This window comes from Pseudomonas sp. CGJS7 (assembly GCF_036961695.1).
Genome location: NZ_JBAMDI010000115.1, coordinates 1 through 16,418, shown reverse-complemented (window position 1 = coordinate 16,418; position 16,418 = coordinate 1). Strand labels below are relative to the sequence as shown.

Genomic DNA, 16,418 nt, shown 5'->3' with positions numbered 1-16,418 from the left:
CATGCAAGGCGCGATGATACGTCAGCAGCAACCCGTTACCGGCCGTAGCAAGCCGGTGCCGCGTGGTGCCAGCCGGCTGGTGGCCGACGAGCCCGTATCGGCGCGCCTGCCCCGGCCAAGCCTGGGCGGCCTGAAGCGCTTGCTGTGGCCGGTGTTGCTGGTGGCGGCCGGCTTTGGTGCCTACGAGGGCGCCATTCGCCTGATGCCGTACGCCGACCGCCCGATCACCAAGATCGATGTGCAGGGCGACCTCAGCTACATCAGTCAGCAATCGGTGCAGCAGCGTATCGCGCCCTACGTGGCGGCGAGCTTCTTCAGCGTCGACCTGCCGGCGATGCGCGCCGAGCTCGAGCAGATGCCGTGGATCGCCCACGCCGAAGTGCGCCGGGTGTGGCCCGACGAGGTGGTGATCCGCCTTGAAGAGCAGCTGCCGGTGGCACGCTGGGGGGACGCAGCCCTGCTCAACAACCAGGGTCAGGCTTTCACCCCGCGCGAGCTGGCCAACTATGAGCACCTGCCGCAGCTGGCCGGGCCGCAGCGTGCTCAGCAACAAGTCATGCAGCAGTATCAGGTATTGAGCCAGATGCTGCGCCCCTTGGGCTTTTCCATCGCTCGCCTGGAGCTGCGCGAGCGAGGCAGCTGGTTCCTGACCACCGGTGCGAGCAGTGCCGGGCCAGGCATCGAGTTGCTGCTGGGGCGCGATCATCTGGTGGAGAAGATGCGCCGTTTCATTGCCATTTACGACAAGACACTCAAAGACCAGATCACCACTATCGCCCGCATTGATCTGCGTTATTCCAACGGACTTGCCGTTGGTTGGCGGGAACCGATTGCACCGACGACGGCCCAACCCGCCGTTGCGAAGAATTAGAGAGAGGCAGGACCATGGCAAACGCGCATAGCGGCAAAATGATCGTCGGGCTGGACATTGGCACCTCCAAGGTGGTGGCGCTGGTGGGCGAAGTGGGCGAAGACGGCACCCTGGAAATCGTCGGGATCGGCACCCATCCGTCCCGTGGCCTGAAAAAAGGCGTGGTGGTGAACATCGAGTCCACCGTGCAGTCGATCCAGCGCGCCGTGGAAGAGGCGCAGCTGATGGCCGGCTGCCGTATCCACTCGGCGTTCGTCGGTGTGGCCGGTAACCACATCCGCAGCCTGAACTCCCACGGCATCGTCGCCATCCGTGACCGCGAAGTCAGCCTGGCCGACCTGGAACGCGTACTCGACGCTGCCCAGGCCGTGGCGATTCCGGCCGACCAGCGCGTGCTGCACACCTTGCCGCAGGACTACGTGATCGACAACCAGGAAGGCGTGCGCGAGCCGCTGGGCATGTCTGGCGTGCGCCTGGAAGCCAAGGTTCACGTGGTCACTTGCGCAGTCAACGCCGCCCAGAACATCGAGAAGTGTGTGCGCCGCTGCGGCCTGGAAATCGACGACATCATCCTCGAGCAGCTGGCTTCGGCCTACTCGGTGCTGACCGATGATGAAAAAGAGCTGGGCGTGTGCCTGGTGGACATCGGTGGCGGCACCACCGACATCGCCATCTTCACCGAGGGCGCCATCCGCCACACGGCGGTCATCCCGATTGCTGGCGACCAGGTGACCAACGACATCGCCATGGCCCTGCGTACCCCGACCCAGTACGCCGAAGAAATCAAGATCCGCTACGCCTGTGCCCTGGCCAAACTGGCTGGCGCTGGCGAGACCATCAAGGTGCCGAGCGTGGGCGATCGCCCACCGCGCGAGCTGTCGCGCCAGGCCCTGGCCGAGGTGGTGGAGCCACGTTACGACGAGCTCTTCACCCTGATCCAGGCCGAACTGCGCCGCAGCGGCTACGAAGACCTGGTGCCCGCCGGCATCGTCCTCACCGGCGGCACCGCGAAGATGGAAGGCGCCGTCGAACTGGCCGAGGAAATCTTCCACATGCCGGTACGCCTGGGCGTGCCGCACAGCGTTCGGGGGCTGAGCGACGTGGTGCGCAACCCGATCTATTCCACTGGTGTGGGCTTGCTCACCTACGGCCTGCTGAAGCAGTCCGAGGACTTGGCCCTGACCGGTAACAGCAACAGCAGCAGCAACAGCTATGGCGATGAACCGAAGGCCCCAGTGCTTGAACGCTTCAAGAAGTGGGTCCAGGGCAACTTCTAAGTTTCAAAGCAGTAGTGGTAGGCGCAACAACTAGAGAACTGTAAGGAGAGGGAAAATGTTCGAGCTCGTAGACAACGTCCCGCAAAGTCCGGTCATTAAAGTGATCGGCGTTGGTGGTGGTGGCGGCAACGCCGTCAACCACATGGTCAAGAGCAGCATCGAAGGCGTGGAATTCATCTGCGCCAACACCGATGCCCAGGCGCTGAAAAACATTGGCGCGCGCACCATCCTGCAATTGGGCACGGGTGTGACCAAGGGCCTGGGTGCCGGTGCCAATCCGGAAGTCGGCCGTCAGGCCGCGCTGGAAGACCGTGAGCGCATTGCCGAAGTGCTGCAGGGCACCAACATGGTGTTCATCACCACCGGCATGGGTGGCGGTACCGGTACCGGTGCAGCGCCAATCATTGCCGAAGTGGCCAAGGAAATGGGTATCCTCACCGTAGCAGTGGTGACCCGTCCGTTCCCGTTCGAAGGCCGCAAGCGCATGCAGATCGCCGATGAAGGCATCCGCATGCTGGCTGAAAGCGTCGACTCGTTGATCACCATCCCCAACGAGAAGCTGCTGACCATCCTGGGCAAGGATGCCAGCCTGCTGTCCGCCTTCGCCAAGGCTGACGATGTTCTGGCCGGTGCCGTACGCGGTATCTCCGACATCATCAAGCGCCCAGGCATGATCAACGTCGACTTCGCCGACGTGCGCACCGTGATGGGTGAAATGGGCATGGCCATGATGGGTACTGGTTGCGCCAGCGGCCCGAACCGTGCGCGTGAAGCCACCGAGGCAGCTATCCGTAACCCGCTGCTGGAAGACGTCAACCTGCAGGGCGCCCGCGGTATCCTGGTGAACATCACCGCAGGCCCGGACCTGTCGCTGGGTGAGTACTCCGACGTGGGTAGCATCATCGAAGCCTTCGCCTCCGACCACGCGATGGTCAAGGTCGGCACCGTGATCGACCCGGACATGCGCGACGAACTGCACGTGACCGTGGTGGCCACTGGTCTGGGCGCACGCATCGAGAAGCCTGTGAAGGTGGTCGACAATACCCTGCAGACTGCCCAGCAGGCGTACGAAGCGTCCAATCCTGCGCCGGTGCGCCAGGAGCAGCCAGCGGTCAACTACCGTGACCTGGAGCGCCCGACCGTCATGCGCAACCAGGCGCATGCAGGTGCTGCCGCAGCCGCTAAACTGAACCCTCAGGATGACCTGGACTACCTCGATATCCCGGCATTCCTGCGTCGTCAGGCTGATTAATGGAATTTATCAGGGGTATAAAGGTGATTGGTATTCATCAAAGGTTGGGTCTGTTATCATCCCCAGCCTTTGTTGATACCTGTTCGCAATTTGCGCTGAAGCGGCCAATGCCATGATTAAACAACGCACCCTGAAGAATACCATCCGTGCCACAGGTGTCGGTCTGCACTCCGGGGAGAAGGTCTACCTGACCCTCAAGCCTGCACCTGTTGACACCGGCATCGTCTTCCGCCGCGCCGACCTCGACCCTGTGGTCGAGATCCCTGCGCGTGCGGCCAACGTCGGCGAGACAACCATGTCGACGACGCTGGTCAACGGTGACGTCAAGGTCGATACGGTCGAGCACCTGCTCTCCGCCATGGCGGGTCTGGGCATCGATAACGCCTACGTCGAGCTCTCCGCCTCGGAAGTGCCGATCATGGATGGCAGCGCCGGTCCTTTTGTATTCCTGATTCAGTCTGCCGGCCTGGAAGAACAGGACGCAGCCAAGAAGTTCATCCGCATCCTGCGTGAGGTAACCGTGGAAGAGGGCGACAAGCGCGCCACGTTCCTGCCTTTCGAAGGTTTCAAGGTGAGCTTCGAGATCGATTTCGATCACCCGGTGCTTCGCAACCGGACCCAGAGCGCCAGCGTCGACTTTTCCAGCACGTCGTTCGTGAAGGAAGTCAGCCGCGCGCGTACTTTTGGTTTCATGCGTGACATCGAGTACCTGCGCAAGCACAACCTTGCGTTGGGTGGCAGTGTCGAGAACGCCATCGTGGTCGATGAGGACGGCGTGCTGAACGAAGACGGCCTTCGTTACGAAGACGAATTCGTCAAGCACAAGATCCTCGACGCCATCGGCGATCTGTACCTGCTGGGCAACAGCCTGATCGGCGAGTTCAAGGGCTTCAAGTCCGGCCACGCGCTGAACAACCAGCTGTTGCGCAAGCTGATTGCTGAAACCGATGCCTGGGAAGTGGTCACTTTCGAAGATGCCAGTACGGCACCGATCTCGTACATGCGCCCTGTTGCGGCCGTGTAAGTTCGAACACTCTCTAGTTCATTAAGGCCACCTTCGGGTGGCCTTTTTTATGGCTTGCCCTGGGCGTGGGCGGCCAACCGTTCCAGTGCTGCGCGCAGTTTGGGGTCGGTAATGCCTTCGGCGGTGTCGCGCAGGCTCTCGGCCGCGCTGTTCGAAAGCTCGGCAGCATGCCCGCCCCGCTTGGCCGGCACCAGCGGCGGCTGCACCTTGTACAGGATGCGCCTGAGGTTGCCGAATGCTTCCATGGCCTGCAGTGCCGCCAACAAGCGCTTCTGCTGGTAGCGCAGGCGGGTGGCCCAATGGCCGTCGGTAACCACCAGCAACAAAGTACCATCGCGCCAGGACGCCACATGGCAGTGCTCGCGGGCAGCCGGTTGCAACTGGCTTTCCAGCAGGCGCTGCAAGTGCTCCAGGCGCTCGGCCTGGTTCAGCAGCAGGCGCAGCGGGCGCACCTGGCGCAGCAGGGCGGAGGGCGGCTGGGCGGGGGAGGGTTTGTAGGCCATGGGGGTACGCGTGAGGTGACGTGGGCACAGTCTAACATCTCCGTTGCCTGTACCGGCCTCTTCGCGGGTGAACCCGCTCCTACCAGGGCTATCGATACCTCGTAGGAGCGGGTTCACCCGCGAAGGGGCCGGCACAGGCAGCCAAAGACAAGACTGGTTCTCGATAGCTTTCATGTTGCCAAGCCTTGAACTCAGTGAAAATGCCCCTATCTAAAACAGGCCCCCGCCAAAACGCTGTATCAGCATCGTGGAAATCCACCACTTTCCTCACCATCGTTTCCGGGTAGAATGCTCGTTCGCATGCGGCCTATGGGCTGCACGGGCGACTCATGGGGCCGCCCTCCATCCCTACGTGTGGAAGATCCTGCCGATATGTTTGCGCCTTTGTTAAAAAAACTTTTTGGAAGCAAGAACGAGCGTGAAGTCAAACGCATGCTCAAGACGGTGAGTATCGTCAATGCCTTCGAAGAGAAGATGGTGGCCCTCTCCGACGAGCAACTGCGGGGCAAGACTGCAGAGTTCAAGGAACGCCTGGCCAAAGGCGAGACACTGGACCAGTTGCTGCCCGAAGCCTTCGCCGTGGCCCGCGAGGCCGGCAAGCGCGTAATGGGCATGCGCCATTTCGATGTGCAGTTGATCGGCGGCATGACCCTGCACGAGGGTATGATCGCAGAAATGCGCACCGGTGAAGGCAAGACCTTGGTCGGTACCTTGGCCGTCTACCTCAACGCATTGTCCGGCAAGGGCGTGCATGTGGTCACCGTCAACGACTACCTGGCGCGCCGTGACGCCAACTGGATGCGCCCGCTGTACGAATTCCTCGGTCTGTCGGTCGGTATCGTCTCGGCCTTCCAGCCGCCGGAAGAAAAGCGCGCCGCCTATGCAGCCGACATCACCTACGGCACCAACAACGAATTCGGGTTCGACTACCTGCGCGACAACATGGCGTTCAGCCAGGACGAGAAGTTCCAGCGTGAACTGAACTTCGCCGTGATCGACGAAGTCGACTCCATCCTCATCGACGAAGCGCGTACCCCGCTGATCATTTCCGGTCAGGCCGAGGACAGCTCCAAGCTGTACATCGAGATCAACCGCCTGATCCCGCGCCTCACCCAGCACATCGAAGAGGTCGAAGGCCAGGTCACCCAGGAAGGCCACTTCACCATCGACGAGAAGAGTCGCCAGGTGGAGCTGAACGAAGCCGGTCACCAGTTCATCGAAGAGATGCTGGCCCAGGCGGGCCTGCTGGCTGAAGGCGAGAGCCTGTACTCCGCGCACAACCTGGGCTTGCTGACACACGTCTACGCCGGTCTTCGTGCACACAAGCTGTTCCACCGCAACGTCGAGTACATCGTCCAGGACGGCCAGGTTCTGCTGATCGACGAACACACCGGCCGTACCATGCCGGGTCGTCGCCTGTCCGAGGGCCTGCACCAGGCCATCGAGGCAAAAGAGAACCTGAACATCCAGGCCGAGAGCCAGACCCTGGCTTCGACCACGTTCCAGAACTACTTCCGCCTGTACACCAAGCTGTCCGGCATGACCGGTACCGCCGACACCGAAGCGTTCGAGTTCCAGTCGATCTATGGCCTGAACGTGATGGTCATTCCGCCGAACAAGCCACTGGCGCGTAAGGACTACAACGACCTGGTGTACCTGACCGCTGACGAGAAATACGCCGCGATCATCGCCGACATCAAGGAAAGCATGAAGCTGGGCCGTCCGGTGCTGGTGGGTACCGCGACCATTGAAACTTCCGAGCACATGTCCAACCTCCTGAAAAAGGAAGGCATCGACCACAAGGTGCTCAACGCCAAGTATCACGAGAAGGAAGCCGAGATCATCGCGCAAGCAGGCGCGCCAGGTGCACTGACCATCGCCACCAACATGGCTGGCCGTGGTACAGACATCCTGCTGGGCGGTAACTGGGAAGCCGAAGTGGCTGCCCTGGAAAACCCGACAGCCGAGCAGATCGCCCAGATCAAGGCCGACTGGCAGAAGCGTCACCAGCAAGTGATCGAGACGGGTGGCCTGCATGTAATCGCTTCCGAGCGCCACGAATCGCGCCGTATCGACAACCAGCTGCGTGGCCGCTCCGGTCGTCAGGGCGACCCGGGGTCCAGCCGCTTCTACCTGTCGCTGGAAGACAGCCTGATGCGCATCTTCGCCTCTGACCGGGTGAAGAACTTCATGAAGGCACTGGGCATGCAGTCGGGCGAGGCCATCGAGCACCGCATGGTCACCAACGCTATCGAGAAAGCCCAGCGCAAGGTCGAAGGCCGCAACTTCGACATTCGTAAGCAATTGCTCGAATATGACGACGTCGCCAACGAGCAGCGCAAGGTGATCTACCACATGCGCAACAGCCTGCTGGCCGCCGACAACATTGGCGACACCATCGTCGAATTCCGCAAGGAAGTCCTGGACGCTACCATCAGCCAGCACATTCCGCCGCAGTCGCTGCCAGAGCAGTGGGACGTAGCCGGCCTGGAGGCTTCGCTGGCCAGCGATTTCGCCATCAAGTTGCCAATCCAGCAATGGCTCGACGAGGACGATCACCTCTACGAAGAGACCCTGCGCGAGAAGCTGCTGAGCGAGATCACCACGGCCTACACCGAGAAGGAAGACCAGGCCGGTCTCGAGGCCCTGCGAACCTTCGAGAAGCAGATTCTGCTGCGCGTACTGGACGACCTGTGGAAAGACCACCTGTCGACCATGGACCACCTGCGTCACGGTATTCACCTGCGTGGTTATGCGCAGAAGAACCCGAAGCAGGAGTACAAGCGCGAGTCGTTCAGCCTGTTCCAGGAGCTGTTGGAGTCGATCAAGCGCGACACCATCCGCGTGCTGTCGCACGTACAGGTTCGCCGCGAAGACCCGGCCGAAGAAGAAGCTCGCCTGCGCCGCGAGGCCGAAGAGCTGGCGAGTCGCATGCAGTTCCAGCACGCCGCTGCACCGGGCCTGGAAAGTGAGCAACTGAGCGAGGAGGGTGCCGAAGTAGCGGTAGCCTCGGCGCCAGTACGCAATGACCAGAAGCTGGGCCGCAACGAGCCGTGCTGGTGTGGTTCGGGCAAGAAGTTCAAGCATTGCCACGGTCAGATCGAGTGATCTGAACCTTACGTTGTACAAGCCTGGGGTCGCTTTGCGGCCCTTTCGCGACACAAGGCCGCTCCCACAGGTACCGCGCTCGTCCATGAACGGGCGCGATCCTTGTGGGGGCGGCCTTGTGTCGCGATGGGGTGCGAAGCGGCCCCTTTTTCGACATCATCGTTTTTTCTAGGAGCGCTCTAATGGCTGTTGGTCTTGGTCCTTTGCCCACCCTGCACCCGGTTCCGGGTTTTGAACTCGGTATCGCTTCTGCCGGTATCAAGCGCCCGGGGCGCAAGGATGTGGTGGTCATGCGCTGTGCCGAAGGCTCCAGCGTGGCTGGCGTGTTCACCCTCAACGCCTTCTGCGCCGCGCCGGTGATCCTGTCCAAGCAGCGTGTACAGGGCACCGTGCGCTACCTGCTGACCAACACGGGTAACGCCAACGCCGGTACCGGCGCGCCAGGCCTGGCCGCCGCCGAGCGCACCTGCGCCAAGCTGGCCGAACTGGCTGGCGTACCGGCCGAGTCGGTACTGCCGTTCTCCACCGGCGTGATTGGCGAGCCGCTGCCGGTCGAAAAGATCGAAGGCGCGCTGCAGGCCGCCCTCGACAACCTGTCGGAAAACAACTGGGCTGAGGCCGCTACCGGCATCATGACCACCGACACCCTGCCCAAAGGGGCCAGCCGCCAGTTCCAGCACGATGGCGTGACCGTCACCGTTACCGGTATCAGCAAGGGTGCAGGCATGATCCGCCCGAACATGGCGACCATGCTGGGCTACATCGCCACCGACGCCAAGGTGGCGCCAAAGGTACTCAAGGACCTGATGCTGGACGGCGCCAACAAGTCGTTCAACCGCATCACGATCGATGGTGACACTTCGACCAACGATTGCTGCATGCTGATCGCTACCGGCAAGGCCGACCTGCCGGAAGTGACCGAAGCCAGCGGCGCGCTTTTCGAAGCGCTGAAAAAGGCCGTGTTCGAAGTGTGCATGGAAGTGGCCCAGGCCATTGTCCGTGACGGCGAAGGCGCGACCAAGTTCGTGACCGTGCAGGTCAACGGCGGTGGCAACCACCAGGAGTGCCTGGACGTTGGCTACGCCGTGGCCCACTCGCCGCTGATCAAGACCGCGCTGTTCGCTTCCGACCCGAACTGGGGCCGCATCCTCGCCGCCGTAGGCCGTGCCGGTGTACCGGAGCTGGATGTGAGCCTGATCGATGTCTACCTGGACAGCGTTTGCATCGCGAGCAAAGGCGGCCGCAGCCCGAGCTATACCGAAGCGCAGGGTTCGGCAGTGATGGCCCAGGAAGAGATCACCATCCGAATCGAACTGGGCCGTGGCCAGTGCAGCGAAACCATCTGGACGACTGACCTGTCCCACGAGTACGTGAAGATCAACGCCGAGTACCGTACCTGATCTACTGATCCGAAGGCCTCTTCGCGGGCACGCCCGCTCCCACAGGTGTTGCAATGCCTGCAGGAGCGGTGCGGTCCCTGCAGGAGCGGGCTTGCCCGCGAAAGGCCGCGTAGCGGCCTGCGGGTTTTGCAATACAAACCTGATGGAGCCGAACCATGAGCTATCACCTGATCATCGGCGACAAGCTGTACTCCTCCTGGTCGCTGCGTGGCGCCCTGGCGCTCGAGCTGGCTGGCGTGCCCTACGAAGAAACCCTGATCAAGCTGAACCAGCCTGATACCCGCCAGCGCATCCTCGCTTTCTCCTCCACCGGCAAGGTGCCGCTGCTCAAGACCGAGCACGGTGTGATCGCCGATTCCCTGGCCATTGCCGAATACCTCAACGAACAGCACCCCGACGCCCAGCTGTGGCCTGCCGATGCAGCCGCCCGCGCCCAGGCCCGTTCGGCTTGCGCGCAGATGCACAGCGGTTTCTTCGCCCTGCGCGGTGCCATGCCGTTCGACCTGTCGCGTGACCAGGCGCTGGACACTGTGCCGCTGGACGTGCAGGTCGATATCGACCGTATCGTCGCGCTGTGGTCCGAATGCCGCGTGGTGGCCAAGGACAGCGGCCCGTTCCTGTTCGGCAAGCCAAGCCTGGCCGATGCCTTCTTTGCCCCGGTGGCCGTGCGCCTGCGCACCTACCGCGTAGAAGTCCCCGCCGAGGCGGCAGCCTACATCGAGACCATTTATCAGTGGCCAGCCTTCCAGGCATGGCAACAGGCAGGCCTGGAGGAGCGTAAAGCGTGAAACGGATTCATGTAGTAGCTGCCGTCATTCGCGGTGCTGATGGCCGTATTCTGATCGCACGCCGTGCCGATACTCAGCACCAGGGCGGCTTGTGGGAGTTCCCCGGTGGCAAGGTGGAAGAAGGCGAAAGCGTCGAAGCGGCGCTTGCCCGCGAGCTGCGCGAGGAGCTGGGCATCGAGGTAAGTCGGTCGCGTGCGCTGATCAAGGTCAGCCATGACTACCCGGAAAAGCAGGTGCTGCTGGACGTGCGCGAGGTCGAAGCGTTCACTGGCGAACCCCATGGTGCCGAAGGCCAGCCGCTGGAATGGGTTGCCCCGCGCGATTTGCCGCAGTACGAATTCCCCGAGGCCAACAAGCCGATCGTCGCCGCTGCGCGCCTGCCGGACCAGTACCTGATCACCCCGGATGGCTTGGAGGTGCCGCAGCTGCTCAAGGGCATCCAGAAGGCCGTGGCCAATGGCATTCGTCTGATCCAGTTGCGTGCCCCGGACATGTACGACCCCAAGTACCGCGACGTGGCGGTGGATGCGGTCGGGCTGTGTGCGGGCAAGGCGCAGCTGATGCTGAAAGGGCCACTGGAATGGCTGGGTGATTTCCCGGCGGCCGGTTGGCACCTGACGGCCGCGCAGCTGCGCAAGTACGCCGCCAGGGGCCGGCCGTTCCCCAAGGAGCGCTGGTTGGCGGCATCCTGCCACAGTGCCGAAGAGCTGGCGCTGGCTGAGCAGATGGGCGTGGACTTTGTCACCTTGTCGCCAGTGCAGGCGACCCTGACGCATCCGGATGCGGTGCCGCTGGGCTGGGATGAGGCGCAGCGCGTGATTGCCGGGTTCAACAAGCCGGTTTATCTACTGGGTGGGATAGGGCCGAGTGAGCGCCAGCAGGCCTGGGAGGCGGGTGCACAGGGTGTGGCCGGGATCCGGGCGTTCTGGCCCGAGGCCTGAGTCCCCTGTAACTGAGGCTGCTGCGGGGCCCATTCGCGGGGCCCGCTCCCACAGGAAACTCACAAGCTTCAAGCCTGCTCGAAACCTGTGGGAGCGGGCAAGCCCGCGAATGGGCTGCAAAGCAGCCCCAGAAGTATCAGCCTTTCGGTTTCTCGGCGGGCTGCCACAAAACCTCAGCCACCCCCTGCCGCCGCCCGATGATCCGCGCCGCCACGAACAATAGATCGGAAAGCCGGTTGATATACGCCAAACCAACGCCTTCCAGCGGCTCCACGGCATTCAACTGCTGGCACCGGCGCTCTGCACTGCGCGCCAGACTGCGGCACACATGCGCCTGCGCCACCAGCGCCGAACCACTGGGCAGAATGAAGTTCTTCAGCGGCCCCAGCTCTTCGTTCCACACATCGATGGCCGCCTCCAGGCGTTCCACTTCTGCCAGGTTCAACGCCTGGTAACTGGGCATCGCCAGCTCGCCACCCAGGTCGAACAAGCGGTGCTGACACGGCGCCAGCACTGTGGTCACTTCATTCAGCCCATGCTCGGCGAGCCCCGCCAGCAGCAACCCCAACTGGCTGTTCAGGCTGTCCACCTCGCCAATCGCTTCGATCCGCGGGTGGTCCTTGGGCACCCGACGGCCGTCGCCCAGGCCGGTTTCGCCTTTGTCGCCGGTGCGGGTATAGATCTTCGAAAGGCGGTAGCCCATGTCATTGCTCCGTTCTGACCGGCACCGCCGCTGCCGGCTGGGTGAGGGGCAGGCGTAGGGTAAAGCAGGTGCCTTGGCCTGGCGTGGATTGCACTTCCATCTGCCCCTTGTGGTTGTTGGTGATGATGAAGTAGGAGACCGACAGGCCCAGCCCGGTACCCTGGCCGATTTCCTTGGTGGTGAAGAACGGCTCGAAGGTGCGCTTGCGCACCGCCTCGGGCATGCCGACGCCGTTGTCTTCGACCTGGATTTCCGCCCATGGCGGGTTTAGCCGGGTGCGCAGTGTGATGCGTCCGGGCTCGCTGGGTTGCGGGCGTTGGTGGATGGCCTGGGCTGCGTTCTTCAGCAAGTTGAGCAGTACTTGTTCCAGCTCGTTGGCGGTACATGGCACCGGCCCCAGGTCGGGGTCGAACTGGCGCACGATGGCTTGCCCCTTGAAGTCGAAGCCGATGGCCAGATCGAAGTCATTGCCGGCAATTTCAAGCGCCTGATCGATCAGTGCCGGCAGCTCGCATGGCACCAGCTGGCGGTTGCTGCGGCGGCTGAAGCTGAGCATGTGGGTGACGATCTTCGCCGCCCGGGCGCCGGCCTGCTGAATGCCGTCGAGCAGTTGCGGCACCTCGCGGCTGTCCAGGTAGCGGTTGATCGTGGCCAGGTCGATGCCCAGCTCTTCGGCCTGTTCCTGGTTGCGCGGCAGGTCGGACGACAGGCGTCGGCGAATGTTCTGCACGTTGTGCAGGATAGCGCCCAGCGGGTTGTTGATTTCGTGCGCCATGCCGGCAGCCAGACCACCGACCGAGAGCATTTTCTCCGATTGCACCATCATTTCTTCCAATGACAGACGCTGGGTGATGTCGTCGATACGAATGACCACGCCGCGCCCGCCGCCGCCGGTCAGTGGGTAGAAGGTCAGGGCGTAGTGGCGCAGGTCGTCGCCCTTGGGCCAGGTTACCCGCTCGATCTTCGCCACTCGATGTTTTTCCACGGTTTCCTTCAGTTGCGGGAGGAACGGCTTCAACGGCTCGAACGCAATGAACACCGGCTGGTTAAGTGCCTCGTCCAGTGGCGTGCCGGAAAGCACCGTGGCTTCGTGGTTCCATTGGGTCACGTAGAGCTGTTCGTCGAGGGCAATCAGTGCCGAGGGCATCGAGTCGATGATGCTGTTGAGATAGTTCTGGAAACCGGTGAGCTTTTTCTCGATCTTGCTGCGTACCTGTACTTCCAGTTCCAGCTTGCGGTTGGTGTGGCGGGTTTCTTCGGCAAGGCCCTGAGCCTGGTCGTAGGCACTCTGGAACTCGTCGCGGGCGCTCTTGAGCTGCTGCTCGCGGGCCTCGATGCGCGACAGCATGGTGTTGAAGGCCTCGGCCAGGCTGCCGATTTCATCATCGTTGCCGCGTTGGGCGCGCAAGGCGTAGCTCTCTTCGCGGGTAACCTGGCGGCTGAGTTCCTCAAGCTGGTTGATCGGCTGGGTGATCAGGCGTTTGATCTGCCGGGCGATGACGATCCATAGCAGGACACTGAACACCAGGATGCCCAGGCTGGCGCTGAGTGTGCCGGTGTAGAAGGCCGTGGGCAGTTCGCTGCTGGCTACCAGCAGCAAGTGTGCCGGTGGGTTGGCATCGCGGGGGATGCGGATCAACTGAGTGCTGCGAAACTCCATCAGGCGCCAGCCGTCGATGTTGCGAAAACGTTTGGGCAGGGCCAGCGGCTCGCCATGCTGCAACTGCGCCAGCATTCGGCCATCGCCACCGTAGACCGCGGCGGCGCGCAGCGGTGTGTAACTTTCCAGTTCCTTGAGCAGGGCACGGGCGGTTTCCGGGGTGTCGCCGGCGCGGGCTGCAAGCTGAGGATTGGCCACCAGCCGGCCGATGGTCTGCATGGCCTGGGGCGCCATGCTTTCCTGGGTGATCCAGTAGGCGGCGCTGATGAAGGTGAGGTTGGCCATCAGCAAGATGGTCACCAGCAATACCAGCAGGGCCGCCAGCAGCTTCTGCCCGACCGGGAGGTTTTCCAGGCGTTGGCGCAAGGTCATGGGCAAGGCAATGTCCGTATCCGGTTGAAGGGCCGCGTCAGTCGCAGGGCAAACCACGCGCGCGCAGGTTTTCGACCAAGCGCTGCAGCAGGTGTTCCAGCTGCGGCAAGTGCAGGCCATGACGGCCCGCAGCGCGGCAAGCATGGCCGAGCAGGTAGTGCAACTCGGTGCGCCGTCCTGCATGCACGTCCTGGTACATGGAAGAGTAGTTGGCTGCGGTGGCGAGGATTACCCGCTGCACTTCTTCGTCCAGCCCCTCGGCTGCTTGCGGCTGGCCGCAACGGCGCAGCAGTCGGGCCAGTTCGACGCACAGGGCCTGCACTTCACCCAGGTGCCCCAGCAGCCCGGCATTCTGGCAATCGTGAAGCACGGTCAGCGGGTTGATGGCGCAATTGAGCGCCAGCTTGCGCCACAGGCGGGTCAGTATGTCTACTGTCCATTGCGCGGGGATACCGGCCTCGTGCAGGTCATCGAACCAGGCGGGGATCATGGGGTTACGTGGGTCGCCCAGCCAGTTGAAGCCATGGCCGGCAAAACGCACCTGCCAGTCCCCCTCGCGGAAGGCGCCTTCGGTGCTGGAGGCGAAGATGCAGCGAGCGTGCGGCACCAGGTCTGCGACTTCATCCTGGCTGCCAAGGCCATTCTGCAACAGCAGCACTTCGGCGCTCTCGGCCAGCCGTGGCGCTAGACCGGCAATAGCCGGGGCAGCGTCATAGGCCTTGCAGGCCACCAGCAGCCGGTGGATCGGGCCTTGCGCCTGCGCCGTTTCGGCAGGTATGGCGTAGTGCCGGGTGTGCTCCTGTTCGACCAGGGTCAGGCCACCGGCCTGCTGATAGGCCTGCAGCCGTTGCCCGTCACGCAGGATCAGGCGCACGGCCTTGCCTGCGCGTGCCAGGCGGCAGGCCCACAGACTGCCAAGGCTACCGGCGCCGAGAATATGCCAGGTGCTGCTCATATGCGTTTCGCAACCCGTTATAATGAGCCCGCATTTTAACCTTCAAACCCAGCGCGCTCCATCTTCAGCCTGAGCGCGCTTTTATTTTGGGAGAACAACCATGCCTTCGTTCGACGTGGTATCGGAACTGGACAAGCACGAAGTGCAGAACGCGGTCGACAACGCCATCAAGGAACTGGACCGCCGCTACGACCTCAAGGGCAAAGGCACCTTCGAGTTCAAGGACAAAGAGCAGACCGTGATGCTCACCGCCGAGGAAGAGTTCCAGCTCGAGGCGATGCTGGAGATCCTGCGCCTGGCACTGGTCAAGCGCAAGATCGACGTGAAGTGCCTGGAAACCAAGGACCCCTACGCCTCCGGCAAGGAAAAGAAACAGGAAGCCAAGTTCCGCGAAGGTATCGACAAGGACCTGGCAAAAAAGATCGTTGCCACCATCAAGGATGGCAAGCTGAAAGTACAGGCCGCCATTCAGGGTGAGCAGGTACGGGTAACCGGCAAGAAACGTGACGATCTGCAGGAAGCCATTGCCCTGCTGCGCACCAAGGAATTCGACATGCCGCTGCAGTTCAACAACTTCCGCGACTGATGCGGGGGTGGCCCGGAACCCCGATGGCCAAATGATGTCCATGGGGGCCGGGGTTGCGTAATAACACGCGCGGCCTGTTCTACCGTGTACTTGCCGCTCGGCATCAGGAGATGAATATGGATTTGAACGCTGAAGTCGATCAGCTCGTCCGCCAATCCCAGACGTGGATTCCCTTGATCATGGAATACGGCAGCCGTGTGCTGCTGGCACTGCTGACCCTGGCGGTCGGCTGGTGGATCATCAACAAGGTCAGCGCCCGCCTCGGCAAGCTGGTGGGCCTGCGCAACGCCGACCTGGCGCTGCAGGGCTTCATCAGCACCCTGGCGAACATCGTGCTGAAGGTGCTGCTGTTGGTCAGCGTGGCCTCGATGATCGGCATCGAGACCACCTCGTTCGTCGCCGCCATCGGTGCCGCAGGCCTGGCCATCGGCCTTGCCTTGCAGGGCAGCCTGGCGAACTTCGCCGGTGGTGTGCTGATTCTGATGTTCCGCCCGTTCCGTATCGGTGACTGGATCGAGGCGCAGGGCGTTGCCGGCACCGTCGACAGTATCCAGATCTTCCACACCGTGCTGCGCACCGGTGACAACAAGACGGTCATCATGCCCAATGGCAGCCTGTCCAACGGCATCATTACCAACACCAACCGCCAGCCGACGCGCAAGGTGGTGTTCGATGTGGGCGTTGACTACGAGGCCGACCTGCAGAAGGCCCGCAATGTGTTGCTGGAACTGGCAAAGGACCCGCGTGTTCTGCAAGACCCGGCACCGCAGGCGGTCGTGTCGACGCTGGGCGACAGCTCGATCACCGTATCGCTGCGCTTGTGGACCAAGACCTCCGATTACTGGGACGTGATGTTCATGCTCAACGAGTATGCGCGTGACCGGTTGAAGGCCGAAGGGATCGATATTCCGTTTCCGCAGCGGGTTATTCGCGTGGTGCAGGAGACTGCAACGCAGTAATGCCGCGTTCAAGCCGGGG

The 16,418-nt window shown here is 62.5% G+C and carries 14 protein-coding genes; 10 read left to right on the top strand and 4 right to left on the bottom strand.

Features of this window, described 5'->3' with window-relative positions:
- Position 1 precedes the first annotated feature (1 nt).
- The 4 genes from V7787_RS41330 to lpxC all read left to right on the top strand — a co-directional run bounded on the left by V7787_RS41330 (position 2) and on the right by lpxC (position 4,424).
- Positions 2 to 871 (top strand): cell division protein FtsQ/DivIB, encoded by an 870-nt coding sequence (locus V7787_RS41330; protein ID WP_003251865.1) that lies wholly within the window; start codon positions 2 to 4, stop codon positions 869 to 871.
- Between the two features lie 14 nt (positions 872 to 885).
- Entirely contained in the window at positions 886 to 2,148 is a 1,263-nt protein-coding gene (gene ftsA / locus V7787_RS41325) for a cell division protein FtsA (protein WP_003251867.1), read from the top strand.
- A 55-nt stretch (positions 2,149 to 2,203) separates the two neighbouring features.
- A complete protein-coding gene (ftsZ, locus tag V7787_RS41320) occupies positions 2,204 to 3,400 on the top strand; it encodes a cell division protein FtsZ (RefSeq protein WP_003251871.1) in 1,197 nt (398 codons plus the stop codon).
- A 112-nt stretch (positions 3,401 to 3,512) separates the two neighbouring features.
- Entirely contained in the window at positions 3,513 to 4,424 is a 912-nt protein-coding gene (gene lpxC, locus V7787_RS41315; RefSeq protein ID WP_003251873.1) for a UDP-3-O-acyl-N-acetylglucosamine deacetylase, read from the top strand.
- A 47-nt stretch (positions 4,425 to 4,471) separates the two neighbouring features.
- On the opposite strand, the gene V7787_RS41310 is transcribed toward lpxC, so the two are convergent.
- A complete protein-coding gene (locus tag V7787_RS41310) occupies positions 4,472 to 4,927 on the bottom strand; it encodes a DUF721 domain-containing protein (RefSeq protein WP_003251875.1) in 456 nt (151 codons plus the stop codon).
- A gap of 372 nt (positions 4,928 to 5,299) precedes the next feature.
- On the opposite strand from V7787_RS41310, the gene secA reads away from it, so the two are divergent.
- The 4 genes from secA to V7787_RS41290 all read left to right on the top strand — a co-directional run bounded on the left by secA (position 5,300) and on the right by V7787_RS41290 (position 11,164).
- On the top strand, positions 5,300 to 8,035 hold the full coding sequence (gene secA / locus V7787_RS41305; RefSeq protein WP_104887088.1) for a preprotein translocase subunit SecA: 2,736 nt from the start codon (positions 5,300 to 5,302) through the stop codon (positions 8,033 to 8,035).
- A 182-nt stretch (positions 8,036 to 8,217) separates the two neighbouring features.
- Complete coding sequence (gene argJ, locus V7787_RS41300; RefSeq protein WP_010952461.1) at positions 8,218 to 9,435, top strand: bifunctional glutamate N-acetyltransferase/amino-acid acetyltransferase ArgJ; 1,218 nt, start codon at positions 8,218 to 8,220, stop codon at positions 9,433 to 9,435.
- 155 nt (positions 9,436 to 9,590) lie between these two features.
- Positions 9,591 to 10,223: a glutathione S-transferase family protein gene (locus V7787_RS41295; protein WP_010952462.1), complete on the top strand. Its 633-nt coding sequence runs from the start codon at positions 9,591 to 9,593 to the stop codon at positions 10,221 to 10,223.
- Positions 10,220 to 11,164 carry a Nudix family hydrolase gene (locus tag V7787_RS41290; RefSeq protein WP_336093371.1) on the top strand — a complete coding sequence of 315 codons (945 nt, stop codon included), beginning with the start codon at positions 10,220 to 10,222 and terminating at the stop codon, positions 11,162 to 11,164. The genes V7787_RS41295 and V7787_RS41290 overlap by 4 nt, the downstream gene beginning before the upstream one ends.
- Positions 11,165 to 11,300: 136 nt before the next feature.
- Here the strand turns inward: V7787_RS41290 and V7787_RS41285 are convergent, their stop codons facing one another.
- From V7787_RS41285 to V7787_RS41275, 3 genes are read right to left on the bottom strand one after another with little or no spacing between them, the layout of a single operon-like run.
- Positions 11,301 to 11,867, bottom strand: coding sequence for a cob(I)yrinic acid a,c-diamide adenosyltransferase (locus V7787_RS41285; protein WP_020193628.1), 567 nt, complete (start codon positions 11,865 to 11,867; stop codon positions 11,301 to 11,303).
- A gap of 1 nt (position 11,868) precedes the next feature.
- Positions 11,869 to 13,899: a sensor histidine kinase gene (locus V7787_RS41280; protein ID WP_198747820.1), complete on the bottom strand. Its 2,031-nt coding sequence runs from the start codon at positions 13,897 to 13,899 to the stop codon at positions 11,869 to 11,871.
- Between the two features lie 37 nt (positions 13,900 to 13,936).
- Positions 13,937 to 14,854 (bottom strand): putative 2-dehydropantoate 2-reductase, encoded by a 918-nt coding sequence (locus V7787_RS41275; protein WP_198747819.1) that lies wholly within the window; start codon positions 14,852 to 14,854, stop codon positions 13,937 to 13,939.
- Between the two features lie 100 nt (positions 14,855 to 14,954).
- Between V7787_RS41275 and V7787_RS41270 the strand changes: the two genes are divergently transcribed.
- Entirely contained in the window at positions 14,955 to 15,440 is a 486-nt protein-coding gene (locus tag V7787_RS41270; RefSeq protein ID WP_003251890.1) for a YajQ family cyclic di-GMP-binding protein, read from the top strand.
- Positions 15,441 to 15,556: 116 nt separating this feature from the next.
- Positions 15,557 to 16,399: a mechanosensitive ion channel family protein gene (locus V7787_RS41265; RefSeq protein ID WP_003251892.1), complete on the top strand. Its 843-nt coding sequence runs from the start codon at positions 15,557 to 15,559 to the stop codon at positions 16,397 to 16,399.
- Positions 16,400 to 16,418: the final 19 nt, after the last annotated feature.

Bases quoted from the DNA above. Each gene is read 5' to 3' on its own strand.
- V7787_RS41330 (WP_003251865.1), top strand. From the start codon at position 2: ATGCAAGGCGCGATGATACGTCAGCAGCAACCCGTTACCGGCCGTAGC.
- ftsA (WP_003251867.1), top strand. From the start codon at position 886: ATGGCAAACGCGCATAGCGGCAAAATGATCGTCGGGCTGGACATTGGC.
- ftsZ (WP_003251871.1), top strand. From the start codon at position 2,204: ATGTTCGAGCTCGTAGACAACGTCCCGCAAAGTCCGGTCATTAAAGTG.
- lpxC (WP_003251873.1), top strand. From the start codon at position 3,513: ATGATTAAACAACGCACCCTGAAGAATACCATCCGTGCCACAGGTGTC.
- V7787_RS41310 (WP_003251875.1), bottom strand. From the start codon at position 4,927: ATGGCCTACAAACCCTCCCCCGCCCAGCCGCCCTCCGCCCTGCTGCGC.
- secA (WP_104887088.1), top strand. From the start codon at position 5,300: ATGTTTGCGCCTTTGTTAAAAAAACTTTTTGGAAGCAAGAACGAGCGT.
- argJ (WP_010952461.1), top strand. From the start codon at position 8,218: ATGGCTGTTGGTCTTGGTCCTTTGCCCACCCTGCACCCGGTTCCGGGT.
- V7787_RS41295 (WP_010952462.1), top strand. From the start codon at position 9,591: ATGAGCTATCACCTGATCATCGGCGACAAGCTGTACTCCTCCTGGTCG.
- V7787_RS41285 (WP_020193628.1), bottom strand. From the start codon at position 11,867: ATGGGCTACCGCCTTTCGAAGATCTATACCCGCACCGGCGACAAAGGC.
- V7787_RS41280 (WP_198747820.1), bottom strand. From the start codon at position 13,899: ATGACCTTGCGCCAACGCCTGGAAAACCTCCCGGTCGGGCAGAAGCTG.
- V7787_RS41275 (WP_198747819.1), bottom strand. From the start codon at position 14,854: ATGAGCAGCACCTGGCATATTCTCGGCGCCGGTAGCCTTGGCAGTCTG.
- V7787_RS41270 (WP_003251890.1), top strand. From the start codon at position 14,955: ATGCCTTCGTTCGACGTGGTATCGGAACTGGACAAGCACGAAGTGCAG.
- V7787_RS41265 (WP_003251892.1), top strand. From the start codon at position 15,557: ATGGATTTGAACGCTGAAGTCGATCAGCTCGTCCGCCAATCCCAGACG.